At 53.4% G+C, this 14,513-nt stretch carries 21 protein-coding genes and 1 tRNA gene; 12 read left to right on the top strand and 10 right to left on the bottom strand.

The genetic code is table 11. The features are described from left to right. Positions 1 to 8 precede the first annotated feature (8 nt). Together ACP5PX_RS01205 and ACP5PX_RS01210 are read left to right on the top strand one after the other, a co-directional pair. Positions 9 to 881, top strand: a complete 873-nt coding sequence (locus ACP5PX_RS01205; protein WP_428083157.1) for a shikimate kinase — start codon at positions 9 to 11, stop codon at positions 879 to 881. Beyond that, the gene (locus ACP5PX_RS01210) at positions 881 to 1,669 is read left to right on the top strand and encodes a chorismate mutase (RefSeq protein WP_428083159.1); all 789 of its coding nucleotides are present in this window, start codon (positions 881 to 883) and stop codon (positions 1,667 to 1,669) included. Before ACP5PX_RS01205 ends, ACP5PX_RS01210 begins: the two co-directional genes overlap by 1 nt. 7 nt (positions 1,670 to 1,676) lie before the next feature. On the opposite strand, the gene ACP5PX_RS01215 is transcribed toward ACP5PX_RS01210, so the two are convergent. Genes ACP5PX_RS01215 through ACP5PX_RS01225 form a run of 3 tightly spaced genes read right to left on the bottom strand, consistent with a single transcriptional unit; the run spans position 1,677 to position 3,074 of the window. Continuing rightward, entirely contained in the window at positions 1,677 to 2,003 is a 327-nt protein-coding gene (locus ACP5PX_RS01215) for a DUF424 domain-containing protein (RefSeq protein ID WP_428083210.1), read from the bottom strand. Then, positions 1,970 to 2,380, bottom strand: a complete 411-nt coding sequence (locus ACP5PX_RS01220; protein ID WP_428083161.1) for a translation initiation factor IF-2 subunit beta — start codon at positions 2,378 to 2,380, stop codon at positions 1,970 to 1,972. The genes ACP5PX_RS01215 and ACP5PX_RS01220 overlap by 34 nt, the downstream gene beginning before the upstream one ends. 4 nt (positions 2,381 to 2,384) lie before the next feature. After that, entirely contained in the window at positions 2,385 to 3,074 is a 690-nt protein-coding gene (locus ACP5PX_RS01225) for an OB-fold nucleic acid binding domain-containing protein (RefSeq protein ID WP_428083163.1), read from the bottom strand. A 53-nt stretch (positions 3,075 to 3,127) separates the two neighbouring features. Between ACP5PX_RS01225 and cgi121 the strand changes: the two genes are divergently transcribed. After that, positions 3,128 to 3,697: a KEOPS complex subunit Cgi121 gene (cgi121, locus tag ACP5PX_RS01230; protein ID WP_428083166.1), complete on the top strand. Its 570-nt coding sequence runs from the start codon at positions 3,128 to 3,130 to the stop codon at positions 3,695 to 3,697. 1 nt (position 3,698) lies between these two features. On the opposite strand, the gene ACP5PX_RS01235 is transcribed toward cgi121, so the two are convergent. The 4 genes from ACP5PX_RS01235 to ACP5PX_RS01250 are packed head-to-tail and all read right to left on the bottom strand — an operon-like array spanning position 3,699 to position 6,296. Continuing rightward, positions 3,699 to 4,001 carry a hypothetical protein gene (locus ACP5PX_RS01235; protein WP_428083168.1) on the bottom strand — a complete coding sequence of 101 codons (303 nt, stop codon included), beginning with the start codon at positions 3,999 to 4,001 and terminating at the stop codon, positions 3,699 to 3,701. Continuing rightward, positions 3,974 to 5,167, bottom strand: a complete 1,194-nt coding sequence (locus ACP5PX_RS01240; protein ID WP_428083170.1) for a potassium channel family protein — start codon at positions 5,165 to 5,167, stop codon at positions 3,974 to 3,976. The genes ACP5PX_RS01235 and ACP5PX_RS01240 overlap by 28 nt, the downstream gene beginning before the upstream one ends. A 2-nt stretch (positions 5,168 to 5,169) precedes the next feature. Then, positions 5,170 to 5,730 carry a magnesium transporter gene (locus ACP5PX_RS01245; RefSeq protein ID WP_428083172.1) on the bottom strand — a complete coding sequence of 187 codons (561 nt, stop codon included), beginning with the start codon at positions 5,728 to 5,730 and terminating at the stop codon, positions 5,170 to 5,172. A 5-nt stretch (positions 5,731 to 5,735) separates the two neighbouring features. Beyond that, positions 5,736 to 6,296: a magnesium transporter gene (locus tag ACP5PX_RS01250; protein ID WP_428083174.1), complete on the bottom strand. Its 561-nt coding sequence runs from the start codon at positions 6,294 to 6,296 to the stop codon at positions 5,736 to 5,738. Positions 6,297 to 6,767: 471 nt separating this feature from the next. On the opposite strand from ACP5PX_RS01250, the gene ACP5PX_RS01255 reads away from it, so the two are divergent. Genes ACP5PX_RS01255 through ACP5PX_RS01275 form a run of 5 tightly spaced genes read left to right on the top strand, consistent with a single transcriptional unit; the run spans position 6,768 to position 9,095 of the window. Continuing rightward, entirely contained in the window at positions 6,768 to 7,010 is a 243-nt protein-coding gene (locus tag ACP5PX_RS01255) for a sulfurtransferase TusA family protein (protein ID WP_428083176.1), read from the top strand. 9 nt (positions 7,011 to 7,019) lie between these two features. After that, positions 7,020 to 7,382, top strand: coding sequence for a DsrE family protein (locus ACP5PX_RS01260; RefSeq protein WP_428083178.1), 363 nt, complete (start codon positions 7,020 to 7,022; stop codon positions 7,380 to 7,382). A 10-nt stretch (positions 7,383 to 7,392) separates the two neighbouring features. Then, a complete protein-coding gene (gene nifS / locus ACP5PX_RS01265; protein WP_428083180.1) occupies positions 7,393 to 8,577 on the top strand; it encodes a cysteine desulfurase NifS in 1,185 nt (394 codons plus the stop codon). After that, positions 8,570 to 8,947: a Fe-S cluster assembly scaffold protein NifU gene (nifU, locus tag ACP5PX_RS01270; protein WP_428083182.1), complete on the top strand. Its 378-nt coding sequence runs from the start codon at positions 8,570 to 8,572 to the stop codon at positions 8,945 to 8,947. Before nifS ends, nifU begins: the two co-directional genes overlap by 8 nt. Continuing rightward, positions 8,940 to 9,095, top strand: a complete 156-nt coding sequence (locus tag ACP5PX_RS01275; RefSeq protein ID WP_428083184.1) for a hypothetical protein — start codon at positions 8,940 to 8,942, stop codon at positions 9,093 to 9,095. The genes nifU and ACP5PX_RS01275 overlap by 8 nt, the downstream gene beginning before the upstream one ends. 450 nt (positions 9,096 to 9,545) lie before the next feature. Here ACP5PX_RS01275 and ACP5PX_RS01280 read toward each other — a convergent pair whose 3' ends face one another. Further along, a complete protein-coding gene (locus ACP5PX_RS01280; RefSeq protein ID WP_428083186.1) occupies positions 9,546 to 10,580 on the bottom strand; it encodes a Gfo/Idh/MocA family protein in 1,035 nt (344 codons plus the stop codon). A gap of 69 nt (positions 10,581 to 10,649) precedes the next feature. Here ACP5PX_RS01280 and ACP5PX_RS01285 point away from each other — a divergent pair, with 69 nt between their 5' ends. Continuing rightward, positions 10,650 to 11,402 (top strand): DUF72 domain-containing protein, encoded by a 753-nt coding sequence (locus ACP5PX_RS01285; RefSeq protein ID WP_428083188.1) that lies wholly within the window; start codon positions 10,650 to 10,652, stop codon positions 11,400 to 11,402. A gap of 67 nt (positions 11,403 to 11,469) precedes the next feature. On the opposite strand, the gene ACP5PX_RS01290 is transcribed toward ACP5PX_RS01285, so the two are convergent. Both ACP5PX_RS01290 and ACP5PX_RS01295 read right to left on the bottom strand, forming a co-directional pair. Then, positions 11,470 to 11,973, bottom strand: a complete 504-nt coding sequence (locus ACP5PX_RS01290; RefSeq protein WP_428083190.1) for a VOC family protein — start codon at positions 11,971 to 11,973, stop codon at positions 11,470 to 11,472. An 89-nt stretch (positions 11,974 to 12,062) separates the two neighbouring features. Then, positions 12,063 to 12,163 (bottom strand) — tRNA-Gly (locus tag ACP5PX_RS01295). Between the two features lie 44 nt (positions 12,164 to 12,207). On the opposite strand from ACP5PX_RS01295, the gene ACP5PX_RS01300 reads away from it, so the two are divergent. The 3 genes from ACP5PX_RS01300 to ACP5PX_RS01310 form a co-directional block, all read left to right on the top strand. Next, positions 12,208 to 13,374 carry a M28 family peptidase gene (locus ACP5PX_RS01300; RefSeq protein ID WP_428083192.1) on the top strand — a complete coding sequence of 389 codons (1,167 nt, stop codon included), beginning with the start codon at positions 12,208 to 12,210 and terminating at the stop codon, positions 13,372 to 13,374. Between the two features lie 29 nt (positions 13,375 to 13,403). After that, positions 13,404 to 13,898, top strand: a complete 495-nt coding sequence (locus ACP5PX_RS01305) for a metallophosphoesterase (protein ID WP_428083194.1) — start codon at positions 13,404 to 13,406, stop codon at positions 13,896 to 13,898. A 42-nt stretch (positions 13,899 to 13,940) separates the two neighbouring features. Further along, on the top strand, positions 13,941 to 14,513 hold a 573-nt coding region (locus tag ACP5PX_RS01310; RefSeq protein ID WP_428083196.1), incomplete at its 3' end, for an inorganic phosphate transporter.

Consider the following 14,513-nt stretch of genomic DNA (forward strand, 5'->3'; position numbering starts at 1 on the left):
GGGCTGGTTTGGGGAGAGGAGTCGGTATCGCTTCTGCCTGCGCTTCAGCCACCGTGGTCAACGCCATCGCGGCCGGAAAGGGCGCGGCCTTCGGGATTGATTTGAGAGTTCAGGCGACGGTAAGAATAACCAAGCAAAGGAAGATATCCGGTAGAATCTTGGGTGAGAAAAAAGAAAGCCCGAAGCTGATCGAGACTTGCGTCCGGCGGGTTCTGGAAAGCATTGGCCTAGAAAAAAGCGGGGCCGTTGTCGAGACCACATCTGAAATCCCAATTGCGGCGGGGTTGTCGAGCAGCAGCGCAGCCGCCAACGCAACGGTTCTGGCAACTTTCGCAGCCTGTGATCAACGGCCCACGCCGGAGCAGGTACTGGAACTGGGAATTGAATCGGCCTTCGAAGCCGGAGTCACGGTGACAGGGGCTCTCGATGACGCGGCGGCATCATTCTTCGGTTGCGGTGTGATTACCGATAATTTGAAGCGAAGGATTTTGAAGAAATTTAAGGTGGATCCGCACCTGATGGTGGTGATTCACGTTCCGCCGAAGAAGTTTTACACTTCTAAAGTCAGCCCAGAAAAACTGCACCATCTGCGTGGCCCGATTAAGTCGGTTCATCGCATGGCCAGTCGCGGCGAAATCTGGAAGGCCCTGACCATCAATGGTCTGCTTTATTCCACCGCGCTTGGCCATGACTCGATGATTGCAATCGAGGCCATTTCCCAGGGCGCTGTGGCCGCCGGGCTGACCGGCACTGGATCCGCCACCGTCGCGGTCGCAGAACCGGATAAAGTTGTGGACATAGTCAAGGCCTGGCGAAATTGGCCGGGCAGGATATTGATCACCCGGCCCGCAGTTGAGGGCGCGAGGGTGGAGGGAGTCTGATGGCTGGCGGTGATTTAAAGGAGATTCGGCGCAGGATAGATGAGATCGATGAAAATCTGATCAAGCTGCTCGCGGAAAGGCTCAGGATCTCTCGGGACATCGCCGTTTTGAAAAAGAAGCTTGGCGCTAAGATTAGGGACGAGGTGCGGGAACGCTATGTGATTGATCGTGCCCGCAATCTGGCGCGGGAACTTGGCATAGATCCTGATTTTATTGAAAGCGTGATGAGGTTGGTCATGGCCCAGATGGTTGGCGAGGAGAAGTTGCATCTGGGCGGCGTGGGGGTCTGGAACTGGGTTCAGCAGGCCTTCAGGGATTATCCCGCCCAGATGAGCGTGGCAAGGGTGATGTTCAAATATGGTCTCAGGGTTCTTGAGGATGGCACGATTGCCTGTGGCAACATCAGAATCCCCGCGGTTCAAATAGCTAAGGAGGCCGGGGTTGACCGGAGGGTTGTTGATGCCACCGCCCGTCGTATCCTCAACAACCGGAAGCTACGCGAGATCTTTGAGAATCTGGAGCCCATCGCCTATCTCAAGGGTTTTGCGCAGCAGCTCGGGCTAGGGGTAATCGAGATAATCCCCGAAGATGCTTCTAGGCCAGGGATACTGGAGGAGGTTACCGGGGTTATTGCCAAATTTGGACTTAGCATCAGGCAGTCGGTGACTGATGACCCCCATTTCGTGCCGCAGCCAAAGTTAACCATCATCACCGATGAACCGGTGAAGGGAAAGGTTATCGAGGCGCTGAGGAGGCTGCCCAGCGTCAGAAGCGTGATAGTTTATTAATTCAGATTCAGAGCCTGACTAGCTGGGCGTGTGGCACCCCCGCTATTCTGAGCACGTTTCTTTTTTCGATAATTCCGGCATCAATCGCGTGGTCCACTATTGAGCCTAGCAGGTTGGCGATGGTGGCGTTACGCAGGGCTTGAATGCACTCGTCAATGGTGGCCTCCCTCCCGCAATAAAAAGATTCCTTGACCTCGATCTGAAATTTACCTTCCTTGAATTTTTTCCCCAAAAGCTCGCGGTCGCAGATGATGACCAGATTTTCGCCTTGAGTTTGGATGATTCTTAGTAAGGGCAGATTTACACTCCCCTGACCGGATTGCGTGCCCCGCAGGCTTCACACCTCAGGACGTAAACCCGTTCCCGCTTTTCCAGCCTGGTGTCTGGTTTTCCGCATTCCTTGCAGAGTACGAACTCTTCAGCATAGCGTCGGATTCTATCCTGAACCACGACGGCCGAGAACTTTCCCTGAAACACGGCTTGGGCCCCTTGGATATCGCCGGCTGCTCCGAGCTCCCTAAGAAGATACTTCATCAGGTGCTCCGGCTCACGGTTGAAGGCCGCCGCAATGCTTTTGAAATTTCTGAGGATGGTTCGGTTGCCCACCGTGGCTACGTCGGCCTCGGGAATCTGAAAACGGGAGCTCTCAAAGACAGTTTTGGGCACCTGCTCGATTGCCCTTTCCAGCAACTTTTCGTAGTCCTCTTCCATCCCCTCACCTCGCCAGCCTGAACTTACCCGCTGTTGGTTCAAATACATCACCCTCGACGAACATAACCCTGAGGATGTCGTTGACTTGGGAAAGGCTCAGGTTCAGCTCGTTGGCTATCTTGATGGGCTCCACTCCCGAGCCCGTGTCGAGCTTATCAATCGCGATGGCCACTTTCTTCTTGAGTTCGTCGGGGACAACCGGAAGAGGCTCCTCCTCAGCCTCTGCGGCCTCGGTGCCTACTTCTTGAGTGGCGGTTATCTTCAGTTCCTTGGGCTCCAGCCTGGCGAACTTTGGTCGCACTCCCGCGGCAATTGCCTCCCGCCTTGTAGCAATTATCTCGAGTTCCCTCACCAGCTCCCAGTTGAGGTCTTCGACACGGATGAGAAGTTCCGGCGTGAGATAGATCTCCCCTTGAAATTCTCTCACCCTCCCGATGACGTCCACGGTGTCACCCAAGTTGAATTTGTCGAACTCCTTGGCGCCCTCCTGCCAAGCCCTGAGGCTGATCGTTTCACTTCCGTCGTCTATCCTCAGCGTCGCGTAGTTTTGGTCCTCCCGGATGAATTTATCGACCAAAGTCCCCATCACCCGAACCCTAGTGACCTGCTCACCCCAAGGCGTTAGAAGGAAGCTTGGCTGCGTGCCGTCGGGGGAGCGGATATACCGGCCCAGCACGATGTCCTCTATCTTCATCTTATAAGCCACGGGTCGCATTATAATCGTGGAATATCTGGGGTCGAATGCTTATGAGCTTTCCGCGCCGGGTCAAGATTTTCAAGATCAGGACCACAACCGGGGTTAGGTTTCTTGGTCTGGCGGCGGGCATCTTCATGGTGGACAGCGTGGATGATTTCATCAGGAGGATGGTCCAAATGGACGCCGAGATGGATACCGTCACTCAAGCCTTTAACGCCTCTCGGGTTGCTGGGGCTGAGCATCTTGTCCATTCCTCACGTTTGGCCATTATCGCGAATGAAAGAGGATGCGGCTTTGCCGATTGCCTTGCCGTCGAGCTCATCTGCTGGGCCGCCGCCGAGCGTCAGATTTACCGGGCCTTCGAGAAGATTGGTGTTCGCCAAGGTAGAAATGCTCTCGCGGTGGCCTCAGTTGGTCGCCCTGAGGTCAGGGTGAAAAAGACGGTCGGAAAAATTTTTGATGAATTTGGAGCTGAATGGGATAACTCGTTGATGGACTTCCGGCAGGAAAAATCCTTGGGATTGCAGCGGATTTTTTCAATAACCCCTGAGGAAACTGCGGTGGCACCCCTCCAGAAAATAGTGCTTGAAAGGGTGGCGCTGCTGGCGCTGGCGAAATGAGTTAAACGAGTCTGAGCTGCGTCAATAATTCTTCAAACTCCTCGTCCTTGGCCACGCCGACGATCCTCGAGCATGCAGGCATGATGGGTTTGTCTGAGGTCACAATTTTTCCCTCATCGTCTATGGTGGCATATTTTCCCGAGAGCTTTTCCTTAGCTTCTGTCACGAGGCAGACAACTTCCCTTTCCGATCCCACATAAAGGTAATAGTAGTGTTTTCCTTGGTGGTGGTAATAAAAGAGCCAGCCCTGGTTGCGGGCGATGCTCAGCAGATCCTCTATTTCATTGCACCAGATAGTTCGCATATGGCGCAGGCCTCCTTCTGGAACTTTTCAATGCCCTCAAATGATCCGCGCACGAGGACGATGTCGTTGGCCCTTAACTTAACGTTTCCTCCTGGGGTGATGATGTGCTTTCCGTCCCTCTTTATCACCAGCACATAGACTCCGACCGTGCCCCAGAGGTTCAGCTTTTCGAGTGTTTTGTTGACGAATCTCGAATTCGGAGATATTTTAACCCGGCAGATTTTTTCCAGCGACTCTGAAAGGGCCTTGGCGAAGACCGGGTGTAGCTCTATTTTTCTAATGACGATATCGACTATCGAGTCGGCGGCGTCAGTTATCGATTCCATATATCTCGCCAGCTGGAGGACACTGTTCAATTCCGCGATGTTTCTCCTTTCCCTTGCCGCGATTTTCAGGGTGTCCAGCCAGGCCTGGTAGTTGAACCTGTTGAAAGCCTCCTCTATTTCCCTGACTTCTTCAGCGACTTCGGTAGAGCCCAACATAAGTGAAGAGTAGGCTAGGTCCACGGCGATGTCGCTCAAGTCGCGCATTTTTGAAAGTTCTTTGCGGAGTTTTTTCAGTTTAGTTTCGATAGTTAATGGCCCCATCGGCGTCCCGGCCATTTCATGAATAATTCTCATCCCATAGGGCGGGCCTTTGACCACCAGCTCATCTTCTGCCAAGAGCTGAGCGTCCTTAGCTATTGGAGCCATCCATTCGTTTTTCCTCTTGATGGCCATGACCCAGACCCCAATGCTGGAGGGCAGCCTAAGGTCGCGTAAAGATTTGCTGTCGAGCGAAGATCCGGGCGAGATCTTCAGCTTGCATATCTTTTCGTCTGCAGCTTTCAGGGCGTCCTTTATCACCGGGTGAATGCCGATTTTCATTTTGATGAGGTCAGCAATGTCACCGGCGGCGTTAGAAATGGCCTCTGCCGAACTGGCTACTTGCAGGATTCCAGTTATCTTATGCGCCTCCCTGACGTTTCGGGCCGCGACAGCTGCCATGATTCTTATCGTGTACATCAGCTCGTCCATCTTTGACTCCAACTGATGCACTAAATCGGCCAGCTCGCTGCTTTCGTAGAGCAAAGCCGCGTAAGCTAGGTCCACCATCAGGTCGGAGGTGTCTTTCATCTCCGTCAGGAGCTCGCGCACGCTCCGTGGTTTATATTCTGGAGGTTGCATTTTTACACTCCTATTATTTTCATCGCTATAATTAAGCATGTAACCCCAGCTATGTCCCCAATTGAGGTGACAATGGGAATCACTACGTTGTCGGGATCCAGACCTCTAGAGAACGAGACAAAGGCCAGCCAGATCGTGCAGAAAATGGTCACGCCTATCGCCGCCATGCTGGCCAAGAAAAACGCTGCTATAATGGTCAAAGATTGAAACAGGTTTATTCCGGAGATCAGTGATAAGATAAAAAATATTGCGCTGGTAAACAGGAAGACGCCGATGCTCATGATCCAGGTGGCGCGGATATTTCTCCTAAGAGCCACCTGCCTGCCGAACTTGGGCTCAATGGTACCGATGTGGAGCGCTGAAGTAAGCCTTGAGCCAAGGATGCTGCAGACGTTGTTGTTGATGCCGTTTATCGGCGGCACCATCGTTAGGATCAGTGGTAGCGTTTTGATGCTTTCCAGCTGTGAGCTGAGGATAAGACCGGCGGTGAGCGAGATAACTGCGCAGAGGATGAGCACCGGGTAGCTCTCCCACAAAATTCTCCTCAGGTTGTACGCGGTCATGAGTATCACACAAACAATACTACGATGAAAATGGAGATCATAGTGATTAGATCCCCGATGGTAGCCATCAGCGGAGCCGTGATGTTGTCAGGGTCCCAGCCCCTAACGTAAGAGAATACGGAAATGAAGATGGTTAGGGCGGTGAGGATAACTCCGGAAATGAAACCGGCTGCCACCGCGATGATGATGAGGGAAACAAAGTTGATGGCGCCCATCCCAAGGACGAGGCCAATTAACGAGGCGATTAGTCCAATGGTGGCCGAGGCGGCGAGGTTGAGGATTAACGAGGAGATGACGTTTACCTTGAGTTCGTCGGTCATCGAGAGCTTAGGTTCCAGAATACCGGTGTGGAGGGCGGTGCCAAGCCGTGAAGCCAACGCACCGTTGACGTTTCCTCTCAAATCCAGCAGAGGCGGAATAATTAGGATAAGTCCGGGAAGGGTGACGGTGACACGTTCCTTCATCCCCTCCAAAACACTTCCGGCCAAGATTTCGATGATGGCGCAGATGACTAGGATGAAAAGCCCTTGAATGACTACCGCCCTAACGTCGACGCTCTGGGGCATAGGTTCACCTTTAAAGGCGTTGGTCTTCATTCTATAATACATTTTATAATTGAAGGCTCAAACCAGATGCTTTAGATGCGAGGCCGGTCTGAGCCTTTAGAATCAAAAGTTTTCCCGCGTTGCTTCGGAGAGCGTACAGACCACCAAGAATTATTTTTGGCAGTGACGTTGTAGAAATTACAGACGCGGTCTGTTTTAACATCGGATTTTCTTCCCGAGCGCAGCTCCTTGACTGCCTTCACGTATAACTCGTGATTGAACTTCTCGGCTCTCAAGGTTCCGGTATCGCCCGCAGTTCCTTTCAGACCAAAAACAGATCACGATTCGAGACAGAACTATTCTTTGGGCTTCTAAGAAAGGCCAGATATCTTCGGTGGGGTTGAGTTTCCAATTCCACGTATCGTTCGTTGAGACAGTTTTACCATGGTGAACGATAGGTTTTATATTATAACATGGTTATAGTTTATCCTGATGACAACGATCACTGAAAAACCAAAAATCACGTTGGATTGCTTAGGGCTGTACTGCCCTGAGCCCGTGTTCCGAACGCGTTTGGAGTTGGACAAGCTCGATTCTGGGGATGTCTTGGAAGTGCTGGCTGACGATCCGGCTGCGGTGGAGGATATCGGAAGTCTGATCAAGCACCTTGGTCATGAACTCTTGAATTTGACTAGGGAGGGCGATGTCATCCGGTTTTTAATCAGAAAAAAGTGAGGTGATTTTATGGGAAAGAAGATCCTGTATCTCCAGACCAGTGGGGTTGACACACCTGAGCGCACATATGCACCCTTTATCTTGGCGACCACGGCGGCAGCGATGGGGATAGAGGCAACGATTTACTTTTTGATAAAGGGAGTTACCTTGGTCAAGAAGGGCGAGGCGGAGAAAATTAAATTGGGAAGTTTTCCCCCACTGAAGCAGGTGATGGATCAAGCGGTTCGGGCTGGCGTGAAGCTTGAGGTCTGTGAGCAGAGCTGTCAGCTGCTGGGGTTGGGTCGCGGAGACTTTGTAGAGCCAGCCAAGATTGTTGGTGCGGCAACGTTAAACGATCGAGTTCTGGAAGCCGATGCGGTCCTGTGCTTCTGAAGGGACGGTAATGATGAGAAGGGTTTACTTGGATCATGCCGCTGGTAGGCCGGTAGATGCCCGCGTCATCGAGGCCATGCTCCCTTACTTCATCCAGAAGTACGGGAATCCTTCCCTGGTCCACACCCCTGGCAATGAAGCCCGCGAGGCGATTGAAGTAGCTCGTGAAAAAGTGGCGAGGCTAATCGGGGCTTCCAAAAAGGAGGAGATCGTTTTTACCTCTGGAGCCACGGAGAGCAATAATCTGGCCCTGAAGGGGGTGGCGTTGAGAAACCGTGACCGCGGCAATCACATTATCACTAGTTCCATCGAGCACATGTCGGTGATCAACGTCTGTAAGGATCTGGCGAAGCAGGGGTTTGAGATCACCTATCTGCCCGTGGACAGATACGGCGTGGTCGATGTTGAGGCCCTGAAAAAGGAGATGACGGAGAGAACGGTTCTGGTGTCGATAATGTACGCCAACGGCGAAATCGGGACCATCGAGCCGATTAAAGAGATCAGCGACGTAGTTCACGACCACGGCGCATTGCTGCACGTGGATGCCGTGGCCGCCGCAGGACAGATTCCGATAGATGTCGAGGCGGAGCATGTCGATTTGCTTTCGCTTTCGTCCAACGATATTTACGGCCCCCGCGGTGTGGGAGCCCTCTACATCAGGTCGGGAACCCGGATCATGCCAATTTTGCAAGGGGGCGGTCAGGAGCGGGGACTGAGGTCGGGGACGGAGAACTTGCCCGGCATCGTTGGAATGGGCAAGGCCGCTGAGATTGCTGGCGCTGAGATGGAGGTAGAATCGCGAAGGTTGACAGTGTTGCGGGATAGGTTGATCCGAGGCATTCTGGAGACCATCCCGGTTTCCTTTCTCAACGGACATCCGACTAACCGGCTGCCAAACAACGCCAACGTCCGGTTTAGCTACATCGAAGGCGAGGCCCTGATATTGAGCTTGGACATGGAGGGTGTGGTCTGCTCCTCCGGTTCTGCCTGCACCTCGAAGACGCTCGAGCCCTCCCACGTGTTGCTGGCCACAGGACTGAAGCACGAGGAGGCGCACGGGTCGCTCCTGTTTACTCTCGGGAGGCAGAACACTGAAGAGGATATGGAGTACGTGTTGGGTTTATTACCTGGAATTGTGAAAAGGTTGCGGGTAATGTCTCCGCTCACGCCGAAGGAGTTGGTTGCTGATGTATAGCGATAAGGTGATGGAACACTTCAGGAACCCGCGCAACATGGGGGAGATTCCGGATGCCGATGGCGTTGGCACCGTGGGCAACCCCGTCTGCGGGGACATGATGACGATCTACATCAAGGTAAAGGACAACAGGATCGCCGACATCAAGTTCAAGACCTTTGGCTGCGGTGCCGCGATAGCTACCAGCAGCATGACCACCGAGCTGGCCAAGGGCAAGACCATTGAGGAGGCGCTGCGGATCACCAGGGAGGATGTGGCCAGGGATTTGGGAGGACTGCCTCCCGTGAAGATGCACTGTTCCAATCTGGCCGCGGACGCGTTGCATGCAGCGATAAAGGATTACCTGCAAAAGGAGGTAAAAAATGACTGAGTTTGTAAGGTGCCGGATGTGTGGCTTGGAGCTGCGTGGCGAGAAGTGCCTCTTTGCCACACATCGAAGGGTGATTGGTGGTAGAGAATATCTCTTTTGTTGCGAAAAGCATGCTGAGGAATTTGAGAAGAAAATGGCGAAAAAGTAAAGTCAGATTTTTTCTCTAAATCCCAAATAAAAAGCGGCAGGGACTCGATCCCTCCACTACTCGTCCAGCGAGCTTGCGAATCTCGACCACTTCGCTCACTCGCCGTCTTTTCGTGTTGGGATCTTTTTCCTGCAGTCGCTGTCTCGTCCCGTTCCCCCACGGGACTTACCCGCGTCCTTCCCCGGTTTTTCGCCCGGGTTTTTACACGGGTCCCCGTTGCCCGTAGGCTCCGGTTCGACCACCTCTGCAGGCTTTGATCCCTGCCGCACTATTATCTACGTGTCTTTGTTTTTAAAGATTTTTTGCCAAGTTGAGATATTTCAGAATTGGGAAATGTGAAAAAAGATGATTGTTTCAGTAATTCGGATTTTATTTCACCCGATTTTGTAATTTTGCATTTTTATTTGGCCGGAAGAAGAAGCGATTGGAAAAGAGCAAAAATAACTGAACTTACGAATCGAAATATGCCGGGCTGTCACTTTGCGATGATTTCAAAATCGCCAGCGACATCTCCAGCGCTTTTTTGGCGTCTGAGAGTTTCACCAGCGGCTCTTCGCCTTTTAGCGCCACCGACTTGAGAAAATATTCGTCCTCGGGCTTGTGCCCCCATTTCTCAGGCCGTGACAGCTTTAGCGGGTACTCCGTCACCCTTCCGCCCGATTTCAGGATTACCTTCTCCGGACCGTCCACGATTATGGTGCCGCTTTCGCCCGTGATTTCCATCCTAAGCGGTGGCCCCGGGACGCTGCTATCCTCACTGGCAAACATGTTGGTCCAGACGACGTCGTTTCTGAACTTGATGGCGTTGAAAACCCGGTACCCCCAGGTGCCGTACTTGGGCAGCTCCAGCCAATCAATCTTTGCTGTCAGCGAGGCCGGCTCCGAGTTCAGCACCCATCGAGTCAGGTCCATGCAGAAGATGGTCATCGTTATTATCGGGCCTCCGGTGGCCCTGTTCCAGGCCCATGATCCCGGCGCCCATTGCCTTGCTAGGCTGTCCGCGGGCACAAATTCGGTAAAGCTAATGGATATCGGATTGCCGATTTCACCCGCGTCGAGGAGATCCTTTACTTTTCGGAAACAGGGGGCGAACCGGTAGCAGAGCCCAGGCATCACCCGAACGTTTTTGGTCCTTGCCAGTTCACTGAGGCGGTCTATTCCTTGAGGCGTGTCTGAAGGGGGACATTCCAGAAGGGCGGTCTTACCGGCCCGCAAGATTCCACTGGCGATGGTCTCCATGAATCTTGGAGGCACGGCGCAGATGACCGCCTCGACATCAGGGTCGTTGGTCATCTCTTCAATTTCAGTGTAAAACTTTTTCACCTTGAACCCCAAGCCGGCGGCGAACTCCTTAAACTTTTCGTGTTCTGCGGGAAACTTGGACCAGGCGGCAACTATTTCTGCTTTCGGTATCTCGGCCAGGGCCCTGGAATGGATCCGGGCCATAAATCCCAAGCCGGCAAGCCCAATCCCAACTTTTTCCATCAAAAAATAGTTTGGAGAGGTTGGTTTAAAATTTCCGAGCCTTTTTTCTTTTGGAAGCAGAAACAGAAGATGATGATAAAGATCGGTTGCTGCGGTTGGGGTTTCTACAAAGGCGGGCTAAAGGCCTATGCGCAAAAGTTTTCACTGGTTGAGTGTCAGCAGACTTTCTACAAGCTACCTATGGTAAAGACCGCCCAGAGGTGGCGTGACGAGGTCCCGAAGGATTTTGAGATAACCGTGAAGGCCTGGCAGACCATCACCCACCACCCCTCGAGCCCGACCTGGAGGCGCTCCGGGCTGAAGCTGACGCCGGAGCAGGAGAGAAATTACGGCTGGCTCCGGCCTACCAAGGAAAATTTTGGGGCTTGGCAGCGCGTCAGGGAGATTTGCGTTGCCCTGAGGGCGGAAATTTGCGTCCTGCAGACACCCCCGAACTTCGGATGCACCGATGAGAACATTAAGAACCTGAGCCGTTTTTTGGATAATATCGACCGAAGGGGCCTTGTTCTGGCTTGGGAACCACGCGGCGACTGGCGCGAAAATGAGGCCAAGGTCAAGAAACTCTGCCGGGATTTAGACCTCGTCCACGTGGTTGACCTCATGCGCCGTTATCCCGTGTCGGAAGCCTCGATCGCTTATACCAGACTACACGGCCTGAACCCGCGCGAGTATGACTACCGTTACTATTACACGAAGGAGGAACTCAGGGAGTTGGCGAGGCGGGTTAAGGAACTGGAAAAAGTTCATGAGAAGGTTTACGTTATGTTCAACAACACAGAAATGTACCAGAATGCTCTGGAGCTGGTAGAATTAATTAAATGAGGTTCCTTGGCACGCGTCTTTCAAGCAGTCGGCCGGTTAACGCTTATTTTTTGCGGTTCTCTTGGAGCTATGGATAGGTGGATTCTGGAGGGATTACTCCGTCTCTACCAATTCTTACTAGCTCGTAGATAATGCCTAGGAGGGGCTCCGTGTCCAAGTAGTAGAACTCGACGCCCTTGCATTTGCCGCTCATAAGGACTTTGATTCCCATGGCCTCAAACGCGGCGAGTTCCTTTTTCAGGTCCTCTTTTTGATATTTAGCTAGGTGGTGGATGCCCTCACCTTTCTTCTCCAGAAATTCTTCATAGATGTTTGGCCCCGTTAACGGTTCTATCAGTTCTAGCTCTATGCCGCCCACCCTCGCCAGCGCTATCTTCATAGAATATTCCGCGGGCACCCCCCGCAGTTTGGTGTTTCTGAGGTCCGGTGGCGCGTAGCGATGAATTCTCCAGGGCCCAATTCCCAAAGTTTCCCAATATCTCTTAACCGCAACATCAATGTTTTTTGTGACAATTCCTATCTGCGAAATTTTGCTAACCCTAATTTTTGGCCTGCCGGGATTGTTGGGCATTCAGATCAATTCAACTCAGGTCCAAAGGTAAAAAGAGTTAAGGTTGCGTGCAGTTCAAATGTCGTCTTTGGAATTCTTAAATCCCACATTGGTGCGGGGGAGGGGATTTGAACCCCCGAACTCCTAAGAGACCAGATCTTGAGTTACGCCCGGCTGTCTGGCGCCGTTGACCTGGCTTGGCTACCCCCGCAGTAAAGAGTTTTTGTTATGGGTTAATTAAATATGCGGGGAAACATGGCAGAGTTCGAGTCCCGGAGCGCCTTTGAGCATATAGACAAGCTGGCCTACGAGATCGGCCCCCGTCTGGCCGGAAGCCGCGGTGACCGACAGGCGGCCGATTACATCCGCAAGCAGTTTGAGAACCTCGGGCTCAAGGTTAGGATTCAGGAGTTTAAGTTCGTTGGTCACACCCTTCGCACTAAGGTTGCGGCGGCGCTATTGGCATTAGCCTTCCTTCTCACCTTGTTTTTGTCGCCGGAGTTTTCGCTGCTTTCTTGGCTGGCAGCGTTGGTGCTGTGGCGCTATCTGGAAAAACTGCTGCCCAAGCGCGTCAGCCAGAACATTATCGCGGTCAAGGAGGTCGAGGCGCCTAAGAAACGGGTGGCCCTGACCGCCCACTACGACTCCGCTCCTTGCACGATTAGCTTCAGGCTCAGCCTCCTCGTCAGGTTTACCTTCTTGCCGCTAGTCCTTGTGGTCACGGCATCGCTTTTGCTAAGGGTGGCGGGAATGATCCCGGATTGGCCGCTGGTGTGGGCAGTTCTGGCGATTTTCTTCCTACCAGTCTGCGGGGCGAGCTTCATAGCCGCGGGCGGCAGGCGCGTCTCCCCGGGTGCGGAAGACAACGCCTCCGGGGTGGCGGTGATGCTGGAATCGGCCCGTGTCCTTACTGAACAACCGCTTCCGGAAACCACGATGTTCTTCATCGCCTTTGGGGCTGAGGAGCAGGGATTGATTGGATCAAAAAGGCTGGCTCGGGAAAAACTCATCCCCAAGGACACGTTGGTGCTGAACTTGGACATGGTTGGAGCCAGCAACCAGCCCTACGTCATCGAGGGCAACGGGATCATCAGGCGGGTGAGGACCTCGGAAGCCCTGAACCAGAAGCTGCTCGTTGCCATCAGCAATCTTGGCCTCAAACCAAAGCTCTGGTGGGCCGCCCTAGCCGGACACGACCACATCCCGCTGCTTCGGGCCGGCATCCAGGCCACCACCTTTACCTTTGACGCGGTGGGGGTGGATAAACTCGGCCAGAGAATCGCGAGGTTCTTCAGGCTGCCGAACGCAAGAATCAGAGGCTATCGGTACCTCCACAGCTACTACGACCTTCCCGACCACGTCAACGTCGAGACCATTGAGAGGGCCGGGGCGGTTGTGGCCGAGTTCCTTAAAATGATTTAAACCGCGGCGCAGAGTAGTCTCGGGGTTCCTTGGCGCTAATCGGGCTGATGTCGGACACGCACGACAAGCTGGATGCGGTCGAAAGGGCCATAGCATTTTTCAACCAAGCCAAGGTCACCCACGTCCTCCACGCCGGGGATCTGAACTCTCCTTTCGTGGTCCCGAAATTTTCCAAGCTGAAAGCGAGGCTCCACTATGTGTGGGGAAACAATGACGGCGACCGGGAGACGATAGCCGCGAGGTTTGATGAGCTTGGCTTGCCCGAGCCGCAGAACTTTGCCTCGTTGCGTCTGGGGGGCCGCAGGATTGCCCTGCTTCACGGAACCCATCCGGAGATAATCGAGGCCATCATCAGGTCAGGAAAATATGATGTGGTGGTCCGGGGCCACACCCACCGGGTCAAGGTGTTTGGACGGAAGCCGCTGGTGGTTAATCCCGGGGAGGTCTGCGGCTATTTGACCGGCAGGGAGACGGTGGCCACGCTTGACCTGGAAAGGTTGCGCGTGAGGATCGTGGAACTGTAGGGAATTATTAACTTCAGAAGATAACTCGATTGGGCGAACCCATTGATCGAGATCATGATTCTGGCCGTGGCCTTTTTCTTGGTCTGGAACCTAGGCGCCAACAACACCGCCAATTGCGTTGGGGTCTCGGTCGGCGGCGGGGTCATCGGATATCGCCGAGCGATTGCAATCGTGATAATTTTTGTTCTCCTAGGCGCGGTTCTCGAGGGTTGGAAGAACATGAGGACGGTCGGTGAGGGGATTATCCTACCTACAGCTTCGGGAATGAATCCGCTCTCCCTCTTTCCCCGGGCAGCTTTGGCCAGCCTCACCGCCGCCGCTGCGTGGATGTTTGCGGCTACCTTTTTCGGCATTCCGATGTCGGTTTCTCTTTCCACGGTCAGCGCGGTTGTCGGAGCAGGCCTGGCGATGAGCTTCACTCATCCTGAGCTCGTCTTGGGCCTGCAGTACTCCAGACTTTCGGCAATCGTCATTTCTTGGGCGCTGAACCCCGTCTTTTCGGCCCTCATGTCGTTTCTGATCTACCGGATTGTCGCCGCCAGCCTGCGCCGAATCAAAAACATGCTCCTTTTTAACCGAGCCCTAAAAGTTCTCCTCTTGGTCGCCTCCGCCTAC

The organism is Hadarchaeum sp. (SeqCode) (assembly GCF_049969415.1).
In the GTDB taxonomy this organism is placed as follows: domain Archaea; phylum Hadarchaeota; class Hadarchaeia; order Hadarchaeales; family Hadarchaeaceae; genus Hadarchaeum.